Genomic DNA, 13,816 nt, shown 5'->3' with positions numbered 1-13,816 from the left:
GGGTCACGTGGTCACCGCCTCGGTGGGGGGCTGCGGAAGGTGGGCGTGGCGGGCGGCGATGTCGTCCAGGGCCGCGGTCGCGAGCAGTTCGTCGAACCGGGCGGCGCGCACCCGGCCGGCGTTCTTCGCGTTCTGGTGGACGATCCAGCCGTAGGTGCCGGGGGCGTCCACGCTCAGGTTGTTGCGCTGCTTCAGCGCCCGCTTGTAGTCGTCGAGGCGCTTGACCGCGATGAGCGTGGCGAGCTCGCCGTCGTCGAACCGGTCCAGTGTGGAGCGCAGGTACTTCACGACGCGCTGCTTGACGAAGAAGTCCTCGGTGAGCACGAGGTTGCGGACGGCGTCGGCGACCCGCGGATCGTCGGGTCCGGTCGCGCCGGGCACCCGCTGGAGAGCGAGGTCCTGCGCGGCGCCGAGCACGGTGTACGACGACAGCAGCGAGAACATGTCGTCGCCGCCCTGGTCGCCGAGGGCCGGGGCCCGGCCGCCGAGCACGGTGCGGCGGTCCCGGTAGTCGACCTTGAACGCGCGCAGCTTGTCCGTCGCGATCGAGGTCGCGAGCTCGTCCAGGAGCTGGGTCCGGGTCGCCGCGGCGAGGATCTCGGTGGCGTCCTGGTACAGCAGCAGCGCCCGGGGCATCCCGCAGTACACGTGCTGCCGCTCGTCGTCCCAGTCCTCCAGCAGCCGGGCCGCGAGCGGGGAGCCGGTGGCCTCCAGGTGCCAGGTCAGCAGCAGTCGTACGGCCGCCTCGTGGAAGGCGCCGTGCGCGGTGTCGGTCACCGGGAACACCAGCAGCGAGTCGGCGCTCACCCGCCGCGTCACCTCGCCCGACGGGTCGTACTGGTACAGGAACCCGCCGCTCATGCCGTTGCCCAGGCCCTTGCCGAAGCCGCCCAGGTTGAGCACGGTGCCGCCGGTCATGTACTCGCAGCCGAAGTCGCCGACGCCCTCGACCACCGCGGTGGCACCGGAGTTGCGCACGGCGAACCGGTCGCCGGCCTCGCCCTGCACGAGGGTCCGGCCGCCGGTCGCGCCGAACAGCGCGAAGTTCCCGATCAGCACGTTGCCGCCGCGTTCGGCGCTGCCGCCGCCGGGTGCCCGGACGATGATCCGGCCGCCGCTCTGGCTCTTGCCGACGCCGTCGTTGGCGGTGCCGGTGTGTTCGAGCGTGATGCCGTCGTTGCAGAAGACGCCGTAGGACTGGCCGGCGGACCCGGTCGTACGGACGCGGACGGCGTCCTCGACGAGGCGGCGGCGGCCCCGGTCGTCGGTCGTCACCGCGGGGAGGCCGGCGTCGGCCCTGTCCAGCTCATGGTTGAGGAGCCGCTCGACGTCGATGCCGAGCTGCCCGCCGACCGACTTGTCGCTGTTGCCGAGGCGGATGCCCTGGACCAGCAGGGACGGCTCGCGCCGGTCCACTAGGGCGGCCCGGACCCGCTCGATGAGCGCGTCGTCGGTGGCGTAGTCCTTCTCCAGGTACTCCGGGTCCGTGACGACCTTCTCGGGCACGCGCGCGAGCAGGCGGCGCACGTCGAGGCGGCCGACGCTCGCGGGATGGTCGAGGAGCTGCAGCAGGTCCGTGCGCCCCCGCGCCTCCCGCAGGGACCGCAGCCCCAGCCGGGCGAGGATCTGCCGGACGTCGTGCGCGATGTTGAGCAGGTACTGCGCCAGCGCGCGCGGGTCGCCCTCGAACGCCTCGGGGTTGGTGGTGAGCCCGGCGGGGCACTTCACGTTGCAGTTCTTCGCCATGACGCAGCCGAGCATCATCAGCGCGGTCGTGCCGAACTCGAAGCTGTCGGCTCCCAGGAGGGCCGAGGTGACCACGTCACCGCCGGTCTGGTGGGCTCCGGAGCAGCGCAGCACGACCTTCTGCCGCAGCCCGTTGGCGACGAGTGCCTGGTGCACCTCGGCGACGCCGATCTCCGCCGACCGTCCGGCGTACTTGAGGCTGGTGACGGCCGCGGCGCCGGTGCCGCCGGTGTTCCCGGCGACGTTGATGACGTCCGCGCCGGCCTTGGCGACGCCGACCGCGATGGTGCCGATGCCCTCCGAGGACACCAGCTTCACGATCACGCGGACCCGGGCGGCCTTGCAGTCGTGGATGAGCTGCGCGAGGTCCTCGATCGAGTACGTGTCGTGGTGCGGCGGCGGCGAGATCAGCTCGATGCCGGGGGTGCCGCCGCGCGCGGCGGCGATGTCGACGGTGACCTTCGGCGCGGGGAGCTGACCGCCCTCCCCGGGCTTCGCGCCCTGCCCGATCTTGATCTCCAGCTCCTCCAGCATCGGGTCGGCGAGATAGCCCGCCCAGATGCCGAACCGGCCGGACGCGAACTGCTTGATGCGGGAGCCGCGGATCGTGCCGTACCGGGAGTGGTGCTCGCCGCCCTCACCGCTGTTCGACATCGCGCCGACCATGTTCGTGCCGTGCGCGACGGCCTCATGAGCGGTCGCCACGAGCGCGCCGTGGCTCATCGCCCCGGAGGCCAGCGAGCGGGTGATCTCATGCGCGGGCTGCACCTCGTCGAGCGGGACGCTGTCGGGCGCGGCGTCGAGGAGGGCGAGCAGCCGCGCGGCCGCGCCGGTGGCGGCGAGGGTCTCGGCCTCGCCCAGCCGCGCGAGCCCTTCGCCGAGCGCGGCGTGCCGCTCGGGGCCGTCGGGCCCGGGGGAGGTGAGGCGGAGCCGGAAGGAGGAGTCGCCGAGGGCGGTGGCGACCACCCCGCGAACGGTGACGCTCGCGTTGCCCGCCGTCGAGAACCGCCCCAGCTCACGGGCGAAGTCCTCCGCCGTGCTCAGCCCCGTGACGTCCGCGGGCAGCGCGAGCACGTCACGCAGTGCGGACGGCCGGCGCGACCGTTCCTCGTGCGTGGTCCGCAGGAAGGCCCGGTACCCGGGCGTGATCCGGAAGGCGTCGATCTCGGCGTCGCTGAGCGCGTCGTACCCGGTGTTCCGGTACGCGGAGTCGCTGATGCCGAACGCGTCGTCGAGCTGCCCGAGCGTGAGCAGCCGCAGTGCGTCGGGGTCGCCCGGCCTGCCGAACTCCGCCGGCTCCTCGGTCATGTCCCCGAACCCGCGCACGGCGGACACCCCGAAGGAGTGCCCGGCCCCGTCCGACCGCTCCTTGAACAGCCCGAGCAGCGGGATCTGCTGCTCGTCCCGCACCGTACGGGCCCGCTCGTGCCACTCGGTCGCGGCCTGCGCGATCCGGGCGAACCCGACACCGCCGACCGGGGCCTCCATGTACGGGAAGATCCGCGCGAAGACGTCGTCGCGGGTGTCGAGGTAGTTCGGCTCGAAGAACGCGCCGCCGATGTAGCTCTCGGCGGTGCACAGCCCGACCCGCCCCATGGTCTTGGCCAGCGCCTTCTCGGCGGCCTTGCGGAACTTGGCGAGCGCCCGGTCGGTCTCGGTCTTCTCCCCGGCGGGCGCCGGGGCGCTCGGGTACTTCTCCTCGGCGCGCAGCCGGGCGCTGAGGCTGTAGACGGCGGAGGCGCCGAACCCGAGCGCGGTCGCGACATGGTGCGACGAGGGCAGCTGACCGCTCTCGGCGACGATCGAGACGCGCAGCCGCAGTCCGGTCTCGATGAGCCGCTGGTTGACGGCGGCGACGGCGAGGACGACGGGCAGCGGCGCCCGGGTGGAGGAGACCGCCCGGTCGCTGAGCAGCGCGATGCCGCCCCGCTCGGCGGCGAACCGCTCGACGTCGTCGCAGAGCCGTTCGACCGCCGACCGCAGCGCGTCGGCGTTGGCGGTCTCGTCGCCGGACACGGGCTCGTACAGCATGGCGAACCGCTCCAGCGGCACGATCCGCTGGTCGCGCAGCCGGACCATGTCGAGGTGGCCGAGCACGGGCGAGGACACCACGAGCTGACGGCCGCCGGTCTCCCCGGTGCCGTCGGGCTTCGGGCCGAGCGCGACCCGCATGCTCATGCCGTCGGCCTCGCGGATGCTGTCCAGCGGCGGGTTCGTGACCTGGGCGAAGCGCTGCGAGAAGTACTTCGCCATGCCGCCCTCGGTGTCGCTGAGCGCGTTGATGGCGTTGCCGTAGCCCATCGCGGAGATCCGCTCCGACCCGTCGGCGAGCATCGGGTCGAGCATGAACCGGAAGCTCTCCTGGTTCAGCGAGTACGCGACGTACCGCCCGGCGAGCGTGAGGTCGCCGTCGTACCCGAGCGTCGTCGTGCCGCGGTAGTAGTCGGGCGCGGGCAGGTCGTCCAGGTTCACCCGGGCCGCGTCGAGCAGTTCGCTGTACGGCCGCCGCGCGGCGAGGGCGTCGAGCACCTCGCGGGTGCGCATCCGCCGTCCGGTGCGGTGGTCGACGACGAGCATGCCGCCGGCCTCGATCCGCCCCCGGTGCACGACCTCGTCGTCCGGGAAGGCGACCTGCCCGGCCTCCGAGGCCACCATGAGGTACTCGGCGGTCTCGACGGTGCGCAGCGGACGCAGTCCGAGCCGGTCGAGCCGGGCGCCGATGACGTCCCCGTCACTGAAGATGACGGCGGCGGGCCCGTCGTTCTTCTCCTCGTAGAGGGAGAAGTACTCGAGCATGTCCCGGACGGCGGCCGGCAGGGAGCGGTCGTTCTCCCAGGCGGGCGGCATGAGCGACACGACGGCCTCGACGAGGTCGAGCCCGTCGTCGAAGACCCGGCTCTGCAGGGTCTGGTCGAGCCGGCTGGAGTCGGACTGCCCGGGCGGCCGCACGATGCTCCGGGTCCTGGCCCGGGCAAGAGCCTCATCACTCAGCCGGTTCTTGCGGTCGGTGTTCAGCTCACCGTTGTGCGCCATGAGCCGGAACGGCTGCGCCATGGTCGGATGCGGCTCGGTGTTCGTGGAGAACCGTGTGTGGAAGTACAGCGACCGTACGGAGTGCCGCGGATCGCGGAGATCCCGGAAGTACCCGATGACCTCGCCGGAGTTGAGCCGCCCCTTCAGCACCTGCGTCCGCGCGCTGAGCGACAGCGGGTACAGCCCGGCGTACGACGCCTCGTCGGCGTAGGCGACGGCCTCGACCGCGAGCAGGGCACGGTGGGCGGCGGCGTCGACCTCGGCGCGCTCCCAGCTCTCGGGCGCGCGGAAGACCCACTGCACGATGGGCAGCTGGTACTGCTCGGCGGCGGGCCGCGCGACGCTGTGGTCCACGGGCACGTCCCGGACCAGCAGCGTCTCGAAGCCCTGCTCCGCGATGCAGCGCCCGACGAGGTCGACGGCGGCGTCCCGGTGCCCGGCGTCGAGGGGCACGAAACAGTTGGCGACACCGAAGTGCCCGGCGCGCAGCTCCTCGCCGGTGATCGCGCCGAAGAACTCCACCGACAGGTCGACACTCACGCCCGCGCCGTCCCCGACACCCTCGGCGGACGTGCCGCCGCGGTGCGGAATGGCGCAGAGCGCTTCGTCGCCCTTGCGGATGACGTCGTGGCTCGGCGTTCCGTCGAGGCGGGTGAGGAAGCCGACGCCGCAGTCGCTGTGGTCGAGGGCAGGGTCGTACAGACCGAGGGGGAGGTGGTTCACGTGCGGGTCCTGTCGGCGATGCGGATTCCGGCAGCGGACGGCCAGGCTGCGTCGGTGAAGCGCTCGCCGCGGGCGGACCGGTGTGACGGCCGAGGCCCTGAGTGGTGCGATTGAGTACGGTAAGCCTTACCTAATTATCACGCAAGTGCATATCAATATTCGTTGACCGTTCCGCCGGGGATGCGGGTGCGTGAGCGTCTTCGGGTGTCGGGCTCTTGCCTGGGGGCGGGGAAGTACTGAGCGTCCGGCAGCCGTTGGGTCACGTCTTCTGGTGACGGCGGGGAGCGCGTCGAGCTTCGTCGTCGTCGCCCAGGTGGACGGTGCGGGGATGGGCGAGGCCGGGATACCGGCCCGCACCCACACCCCGTTCAGACCTCAGGGCCCGGCTCCGCCGCATCACATGCGGGCCTTCGGCCAACTGCCCCACACGGTCCGCACCGGCCTGCTCACGGCGGCCGTACGGCACACCGCCCCGAGCCGGACGGTGCCGCGGCGCCCACCACCCACCTCCCCCCTCCGAACGGGGACCGCGGCCCCGGACACCGCCCGGCAGGGCCATGCCCGTGTTCCTGCGGGGCGGCGGCGGATCGTCCCCGCGGCAGCTGGTTGTGGCCGGAGTGTGTCGTTTGGCGTTCGTCAGTGGCATTAAGCGTGTGACATATGCCACGACTGGGGCGATTGATGAGCGTTCGAACTGCTTGATTCCGCTTACGTTTCGCCAGCTCATGCGGCACTTCTCGAGTGCGCACGCACAAGCTGGTGATCACCTTCCGCTTACAGTGGCTGTCGCTGCGTAGCAGTTCTTGAAGGGCTGATGAGTTTCAAGCCCGCAAATTCGACAGGGTGGTGTTTGAGGGCCCAACCAACTGGGCGCTCGCGCGGGCGCATTGGCCCGCGCCTGGACATGCGCCGGTCCTCGACGAAGCGGGCCGGCCTTCGCACCGCCTGGAGGAACGCATGGGCAACGGCGACGTCAGCACTGACGTATCGCCCCAGGACGGCGGCCACGGCCGGCCCGTCCAGGCCCCTCCCGAGCTGCCCCTCGACTTCGAGGGTTTCTACCTCGGACACCAGGAGTTCTTTCACGACTTCGCGGAGATCCACCTCGGCAGCCGCCGGACCGCCGAAGACGTGGTCCACCTGGTCTTCCTGGAGATCCTCGGAGGCTGGGACGCACTGCTGCAACAGGGCGACCTCGAACAGCAGACGCTCGCCGTCCTGCACCGGGGGGTCACCCGGCGCCTGAAGCAGGACGGGCGTCCGCCGGCGTTCCTCATCAACGGCCCCATAGCGAAGGACCTCGCAGCGATCCGCAGCCGGCTGGAGATCACCGGCAGCGCCAACGGCCTGTACGAGGCCATCCTGGAACTGCCCACCCGCCAGTTCACCGTCATCGTCCTGCGCCACATGCTCGGCTACCCCACCAAGCGGATCGCCCGCTACATGGGCCTGGACCCCCGCACCGTCGACTACCACGGCCGCAAGGCCAAGGAACGCCTCCGCATCCGGCTGGGCCTGCCCGCCCGCCCGGGCAGGCCCAGCAGGAAGGGAGCGGGACAGTGACCGCCATCGACAAGCTCCTGGACGACGCACGCATCCCCACCACAGGCCGCACAGGATTCGACGTCGGCGCCGCGCTGCGCCGCCTCGCCGCGGACGCGGCCGCCGCCGGGACCAAGCCGAACCAGGACATGCTCCGGGCCGCGCAGGCCAGGCAGCGGCTGTCCGTCGTCTGCCGGTGGATCCTCAACAAGCCGGGCGCCGCCGACCACGTCGACCGCCTCGCCCAGGAGCCGGCCGCCCTCCAGGACGACCGCCACCTGGACGTCGACGGCGCCCTCGTCTTCGCCTGCCTGCTCCACCTCACCGACCACCGCGAAAGCGCCCAGTTCTGGTGGCAGCTCGCCGCCGGCGCCGGCCACCGCGCCGCCGCCTACTGCCTGCACCTGCACCACCTCGCCCTGGGTGAGACCCGCGAGGCGCGGCACTGGCTGCACGTCGTCACCGACGACGTCCTCGACTCCGAGGCCCCCGACAGCGCCTTCCTCGCCTTCCTGGAGAGCGTCGCGACGTACGTCCGCAAGACCGGCCTGAGCCATGCCCACCCGCCCACCGGCGGGCTGGAGATGGAAGTCGACCGCCTCGCCACCGCGAAGACCGACTCCTGCATCATCGTCCAGCGCCCGGACCAGCGCCTCGCCGACCTGCTCCACGACTTCACCCGCCGCTGAGCCCGCACACGCGCCGACCCGGTCATGCAGGGGCGCCTGTCGTCCGGCGGGCGGGCCGCGCCGACTTCTGCCTCACCGCCGGCTTCCGGCAGCCGGGCGCCGGCCGCCGCTGCCGGGTGACGTCGCGCAGCATCGCGTCACCGCAGAGGCCACCGGCCAGACGCACCCAAACGCACAGAAGGAGCCCTGAGTTCCCAACGGGTCGTCCAGGTCACTGAGTTGGGAGGGCTCCCTGCGCGATGTCCCCACACGCCGCGATCGACGAGAGGAACACTTGTATGGAGAGCAACGCCGGACGCGACCCCCAGCACCCGTCCCGCGGAACCCGGCAGTGCACCAAGAGCATCCGCCGCCTGCGGACATGGTTGGGCCGGCACGGGAGCCGCGTCCCGGGCGAGTTCCTGCAGGGCATGGCCTACAAACTGGGCAGTGGCGCCGTCACCCTGCTGCTTCTGTGGTGGCAAAGCAGGCACTGATGCCGACACGGCCCGTCTCCGCGCAGCAGTACCTCCCATCAGCGGCGGTGACGGGCCGACCGGGCCCGTCCCGGGCTGCGTGCGTCCGGCACGCGCGGATACGCGTGACGGACGGCACCTTCGCTGTCACGGCCCTGTCCACACCCGCCGGGAGGGCCCGCCGGCTGAGACGCCGACGGGTACGGCGTGACGGCGGCAGTCGGCTCCACCGGCGCAGCCGTCACGGGCGGACCGCCCCGGAGTGGGCACCGGCGTCCGCGGCACCGGCGCCGCCCGCATGGGTGCAGAACCGCCTGCCCCGCTGCCTCACCGGCCCAGACGACACCGCGGTGCCGTTGCCCGAGTGACGGGTGCTGAGCCGCTGGTTCTCGTCTTCACCGCTGGATGGTCACACAGGCCCGCCGGTGCGTGTACTCCTTCTCGGCGCGGGGTGCATGGCACTGGGGGCCTGGCTCAACCGTTGGTGGTGCCGTCAGGCTGAGCGATCCGTCGCTGTCTTCCACGGTTCAAGAGTGGCGGAGCACAGGGTGCCTCGTATGATCCCTGGCGGGACGGGGCTCGTAGCGCAGTGGTTGTCGCGCCTTCACGGCATGTGGGAGGACGCCGGTTCGAATCCGGCCAGCCCCGTTCCACCCACTGCCGGTTCTCACCGCTCAGGGCTGAGGCAATGAGTGCTCTGCTCACTTCCTCCGGCTGCCCGTGCCGGAAAATCTCCTCCGCCTCGACCGCCTGGGCCGCATCACGGAAATCACCGGACGGAACGGGACCGAGACCGATCAGCACCCGCACATGCTCCAGGGCCCCAGCGGCGTCCTCGACATCATCCGGAAGCATCGCGCCCCCGTGTCCCCGTTCGAAAAGCCGCTCCGACCGTAACGGCCGCACCACTGACCGCACTGCTGCTCCAGCAGCGCTTCGCTGTCTGGCCTGGTCATAGGCGTCGTCCGGAGTGCAGAGGGCTGATGGTCAGCCCGGGGCGGTCTTGCCGGGCCGCCCCTCCAACGAGTGCAGCAGCCGCCGGTAGTGGCAAGGTCGGCCACCGAGGTCTCCGGTGGGGCGTAGGCGAGGTGGTAGGCGATCTCGCCGGGCTTGCTGCGGCTGCGGCTGCGGCGGGCCAGGGCCCTGTGGGCGCCGAGACATCATCCGGCCTGGTCACACGGCGTGCTGGTACTCGCGTTGAACTCGCCAAGCGTGTGGAGCAGATGGTCCTGGTTCCAGATCAAGGCGCGGTCGAGCAGTTCGCGTCGGCAGGTCTGTATCCAGCGCTCCCTGCTGGAGTTCTTGCGCGGTGTCCGGACGCCGCTGGTGACGGACGGGCGACATGCGTCAGCCCCGCGAGACGGGTCGGCGACGCTCGGGGAGACACCGGGTGATGTTCCCCGTGGTTTCCCCGGTTTCCCCGCGGACGCATCCCGGGCCATGGGCGGCCGTCCGCGGACCAGGGGCAGCGCCCGCTTGCTTCCGGACGGACGGATAGGGTGACGCCGTCAGCGACAAGTGCGGAAGGACGACGAACATGGCGGACATCGTGGAGACGGCGGCGCGCAAGGTCTTCGAGCGCTACGACGTGGACGGGGACGGCCTGGTCACCGCAGACGAGTACCGGAAGGTCGTGGCGGAGCTGGAGGGCTCCGAGATCACCGAGTCCGAGGCCCGGGAACTGATCGATTCGCTGGACACCGACGGTGACAGCCAGATGTCCTTCGAGGAGTTCTGGGCAGCCATGAATCGCTGACGTCGCCGGCCCCGCAGGTGAGTGTGTCGGCCCGGCCGTGTCGCTCCTCGTGCCTGAGCGTGTCCCGGCCGATCCCGGGAGCTGGGCCCGGACCTGATCGGCTCCCACGAGGCCGCGTTCTCCGCCGTTGCGGACGCGGCTGCCCAGCTCCTGAGCGAGCTGGGCTGACGCATCCTCAGTCCGCTTCCTTCTCGTCCGGGCTGTCGCTGAACAGGCGGGCCGACTTGTCCTCCTGGGCGAGCTTGCGCAGGGCGAGCAGGGCGGGTTCCAGCAGCACCGACACCAGCACGGCACGTTCGGCCAGTTCCAGCAGGCCGGACGTGCCGTGCATCTTTTCCACGTCCAGTTCCGAGATGCGGTCGGCGAGCCGGGCGTACGGCAGCAGGGACTGCCAGTCGATGTCCGAGTCGAGGTCGTTCAGCGCGTCCAGGACGTCGCCGAGGGCGTAAAGGGCAGCGGTGGAGGGGGAGACGTCCCAGCCCATCTTGCTGATCAGCTTGTGCGCGTCGGTGACGCCGGGACTCTCCTCCCTCTGCGCGGCCGCTTCCTCCTGCTTCTGCTTGTCCTGCAGCTTGGCGGGCCGGGCCTCGATCACGATCCCGAAGATCTGGTGCAGGTCCCCTTCCTCGGTGATGGCGCTCAGGATCTCCTTGACCGCGCTGACCGACAGGCGCCGCACGCCGATCAGCGTGCGGATCAGCCGGAGACGGCGCAGGTGCTCCTCGCTGTAGTCGGCCTGGTTGGCGGCGGTGGCCTGGCCCTGAGGCAACAGGCCGTCCCGGAGGTAGTACTTGATCGTGGGGATGGACACCCCGCTGCGACGGCTGAGTTCAGAAATCTTCATCGAGCTCCACTTACCTACTGGATAACGGATCGCGCCACTATCTATTATGCTCGCAGTCGGTCGTCTTCAGAAAGGTGGGCGTCGCAATGCCAACTCTCGGCTGGATCACCCCTCACCCCGCACCGCCGCGGACACGCGTCTTCGTCATGGCCTCCCGCTTCGAGCTTAAGTCCCTGTCGAACGTGCCGCGGTTCCTGCTCAAGTCGCTGAGTTCGTGGAGCCAGGTGAAGACCGCGCGCGGCGCGTACGGCGCCTCGCTCATAGCGCAGCCGTTCAGTCGGGTCTTCTACACGCTCTCCGCCTGGGAGGACCGGTCCGCCCTGTACGCCTACGCCAAGGCGGACCCGCACGGCGACGCGATGCGGGCGATGCGCCCGGCCTGCCGGCGGTCGACCTTCGTCTTCTGGGAGGCCGACTCCTCCGAGCTGCCGATCGGCTGGGACGAGGCCAAGCGGCGACTGGCGGACAAGGCGGACGAGGACGCCGCCTCCGCGGGCGGCCGCGCAGCCTGACGCGCGTCCCCGGGGCGGCCCCCTCTCCCGCCCCCGCTCACCCCTTCGTCCTCTCGTTTCTCGTTTCCCGCGCCGGTCTCCGGCTTCTCCTTCCGCGCGCCGCCCGAACCGCCTCCGTGTGACCGCGGTGGCGCGCGTGTCTTCTGTTTGGCCGGGGCGCTGACCGACAAGGTGGGGGGCGGCCGGCTGATGGCCCTCGGTCTGCTGCTCCAGGGCATCGGGCTGGCCTGGACCGACCTCGTGGCCACCTCCGACACCCCGTACTCGCGGATGGTCGGTGCGATGGTCGTCGCCGGTATCGGCATGGGCCTCGTCTTCGCGCCGACCGCGGCGGTGGTCCTCGGCTCGGTCGGGCCCCAGTACCGGGGCAAGGCGTCCGGTGCCAACAACACCGTCCGGGAGATCGGCGGAGCGCTCGGAACGGCCGTGCTGAGCAGTGTGTTCGTGCACTGTGGCAACGACCGAACTGCTCAGGGGTTCGTCGACGGCATGCGCCCCGCGATCTGGATCGGAGTCGCCGTGGTCCTTGTGGGGGCCCTGTGTGCGCTGGCCATCCCGCGTCCTCGGCCCGAGGAGGCCGTGCCGGCCCCCGCGGCCGGGGACCGGAGGGCGGAGCGGACTCCGAGCTCGGCGACCTCGTTAACCCGGCCGTCGCTCCCTCGAGGGCGGCGGCCGAGTCCTGCCGTTACATGCAACTGCTGAGGACGAACGCTCCGAGACGGGAGCGACGGCGGGCGAGGGCGATGATCCACGATGAGCCGTCCTGCCGCGACCGCCGGGGAAGCCCGGACACCGACGACCTCGTGGTCCACCCGCACTGGATCGACGCCGGGCTCAGCTGCGACGGCGACTCGGTCGCGCTCACGGCGGCCACCCAGCCGGGCATCGAGGAGATCGCGCCGGGTGCCCTGCCGGGACTGCCGAAGGTCGCCCCGCACTGGCCGCTGCCGGACTACGAGTGCGGACCGGACGGCGGGGCCGACGCCTTCATCGACTGGTTCCACCGGGCCGGCCGCGGCGAGCTGGAGCCGTTCATCCTGGTCGTCGAGGGCTCCGTACCGAACGAGGCGATCAAGCGGGAGGGGTGAGGGGTACCGGAGCGGCTTCGGCATCGACCCCGCGACAGGCCGGCCCATCACCGTGTGCGAGTGGCCGGACCGGCCGGCACCCAAGGCCACCGTGGTACTCGCGGCGGGTACCTGTGCCGCGCACGGAGGCGTGCACGCGATGGCCGGCAACCTGACCGGTGCCATGGGGGTGCCCGGCTGTCCGGGCCGGGAGTGGCGGTCGAAGACGGACGTCCCGATCGTGTGTGTGCCGGCCTGCCCTGTCCAGCCCGACAATCTCTTAGAAGTCCTCCTCGCTGAAGCCCTCCTCGGCGAAGTCCTCCTCGGCGAAGTCCTCCTCGGCGAAGTCCTCCTCGCTCATCATCGAGGCGCCGAACCCGCCCAGCATGTCCTCGATGTTCAACTCGGTGGCGTCGGCCGGGGCCACTGGCGTCTGACCCTCGCTCAACCGCACCTGCAGGCCCAGCTTCTTCACCTTCGCGTTCTCGCCCAGCTCGGCCAGGTCGACGTAGACCTCGGTCAGCTCGCCGTTCTTGAGCGTGAAGTCGGCCGTGACCTTGGCGTTCGGGGCATCCTTCAGATCCTTGTCCGTGGGCAGTTCCGCGCCCAGCGGCAGGTTCTCCGCGAGCGGGCGGATCTCGCCGAGGAGCTCTGTGATCAGCGTACGGAACGGAGCGGTGGCGGTGATGTGCTCGGAGCCGTCCTCGGCGTCGGACGTCTTGAAGTCGACCTCGCGGGCGATGGTCGAGCGGACCGCCTCCAGCAGTTTCTTCTGCGTCTTGGCGTCGAGGGTGGGTTCCGGAGAGGGCTCGGAGCCGGACTCCGCCTCCAGCCCGGCGGTGCTCTCCTCGATCTCCTTGGCGTCGAGCTTCACCCACTCGCCCTCGAGTGCCTTCTTGAGGGCGCCCGCCTCCGGGGGGAGGTCCCTCGCCGACGGCACCGGGGCGCCCATCGCCTTGCCGAGCGCGGCGGCGTCGGACCGTATGTAGACGTAGTCGCCGATGATCCGGTACTCGACGAGATCGCTGTCCTTGGTGCTGACCTTCATGCTCATGCCGACGTAGTCCTTCTCGCCGGACTCGTCGATCGGCTTCTTCGACTGCACGGTGAAACTTATCTTCGCGCCACTGAGCAGGTCGGCGACCTCGTCGGGCAGTTCCTCGCCGGGCTCCGGGTTCGTCGAGGCGTCCAGCGCCCTCAGGCTCCGCTCGTCGGTGTCGAGGCTCAGCTCCAGGGAGAGCGTCTTCTCCTGACCGAGCTTCTCGAAGGCCTGATCGAGCTTCTTCCCGGCGGAGAGCTGCTGCACGGTGCCGCAGGCGGCCGAACCCGCCAGGACGGCGCCGACGACTGCGGTGGCGGTCAGGGTCTTGCGTATGGCGGTGATGATGGTCTCCTCGTCAGTGCGATCACGAGCATGATCAGTGGCAAGACCCGTGACGCCATGGAATG

Annotated in this window: 9 protein-coding genes, 1 tRNA gene and 1 pseudogene; 8 read left to right on the top strand and 3 right to left on the bottom strand. The window is 70.9% G+C overall.

Annotated features, from left to right (window positions below; translation table 11 throughout):
• Positions 1-3 precede the first annotated feature (3 nt).
• Positions 4-5,502, bottom strand: coding sequence for a glutamate synthase-related protein (locus IE242_RS11150; RefSeq protein WP_189857944.1), 5,499 nt, complete (start codon positions 5,500-5,502; stop codon positions 4-6).
• A 957-nt stretch (positions 5,503-6,459) separates the two neighbouring features.
• Between IE242_RS11150 and IE242_RS11145 the strand changes: the two genes are divergently transcribed.
• The 5 genes from IE242_RS11145 (at position 6,460) to IE242_RS11125 (ending at position 9,944) form a co-directional block, all read left to right on the top strand.
• Positions 6,460-7,065, top strand: a complete 606-nt coding sequence (locus IE242_RS11145; protein ID WP_189857942.1) for a sigma-70 family RNA polymerase sigma factor — start codon at positions 6,460-6,462, stop codon at positions 7,063-7,065.
• The gene (locus IE242_RS11140; RefSeq protein ID WP_189857940.1) at positions 7,062-7,733 is read left to right on the top strand and encodes a hypothetical protein; all 672 of its coding nucleotides are present in this window, start codon (positions 7,062-7,064) and stop codon (positions 7,731-7,733) included. The genes IE242_RS11145 and IE242_RS11140 overlap by 4 nt, the downstream gene beginning before the upstream one ends.
• A gap of 278 nt (positions 7,734-8,011) precedes the next feature.
• A complete protein-coding gene (locus tag IE242_RS11135; protein WP_189857938.1) occupies positions 8,012-8,209 on the top strand; it encodes a hypothetical protein in 198 nt (65 codons plus the stop codon).
• Positions 8,210-8,762: 553 nt separating this feature from the next.
• Positions 8,763-8,836: transfer RNA gene (locus tag IE242_RS11130), tRNA-Ala, on the top strand.
• Positions 8,837-9,725: 889 nt separating this feature from the next.
• On the top strand, positions 9,726-9,944 hold the full coding sequence (locus tag IE242_RS11125; protein ID WP_189857936.1) for an EF-hand domain-containing protein: 219 nt from the start codon (positions 9,726-9,728) through the stop codon (positions 9,942-9,944).
• A gap of 175 nt (positions 9,945-10,119) precedes the next feature.
• Here IE242_RS11125 and IE242_RS11120 read toward each other — a convergent pair whose 3' ends face one another.
• Positions 10,120-10,788 carry a MerR family transcriptional regulator gene (locus tag IE242_RS11120; protein WP_189857934.1) on the bottom strand — a complete coding sequence of 223 codons (669 nt, stop codon included), beginning with the start codon at positions 10,786-10,788 and terminating at the stop codon, positions 10,120-10,122.
• A gap of 86 nt (positions 10,789-10,874) precedes the next feature.
• On the opposite strand from IE242_RS11120, the gene IE242_RS11115 reads away from it, so the two are divergent.
• From IE242_RS11115 to IE242_RS37635, 3 genes and pseudogenes are all read left to right on the top strand, one after another.
• Complete coding sequence (locus tag IE242_RS11115) at positions 10,875-11,300, top strand: DUF3291 domain-containing protein (protein WP_189857932.1); 426 nt, start codon at positions 10,875-10,877, stop codon at positions 11,298-11,300.
• 147 nt (positions 11,301-11,447) lie between these two features.
• Positions 11,448-12,002: an MFS transporter gene (locus tag IE242_RS11110; protein WP_229858771.1), complete on the top strand. Its 555-nt coding sequence runs from the start codon at positions 11,448-11,450 to the stop codon at positions 12,000-12,002.
• Between the two features lie 41 nt (positions 12,003-12,043).
• Positions 12,044-12,659 (top strand): annotated as a pseudogene (locus IE242_RS37635) (NADH-quinone oxidoreductase subunit B family protein); the annotation flags it as partial.
• Here the strand turns inward: IE242_RS37635 and IE242_RS37630 are convergent.
• Positions 12,648-13,673, bottom strand: a complete 1,026-nt coding sequence (locus IE242_RS37630) for a hypothetical protein (protein ID WP_229858769.1) — start codon at positions 13,671-13,673, stop codon at positions 12,648-12,650. The pseudogene IE242_RS37635 and the gene IE242_RS37630 overlap by 12 nt on opposite strands.
• Positions 13,674-13,816 lie beyond the last annotated feature (143 nt).

The sequence above is a fragment of the Streptomyces poonensis genome, assembly GCF_014650915.1.
Taxonomy (GTDB): Bacteria; Actinomycetota; Actinomycetes; order Streptomycetales; family Streptomycetaceae; genus Streptomyces; species Streptomyces poonensis.
Note: the sequence above shows the minus strand (reverse complement) of the source record. Positions and strands in the feature narration are given on the sequence as shown.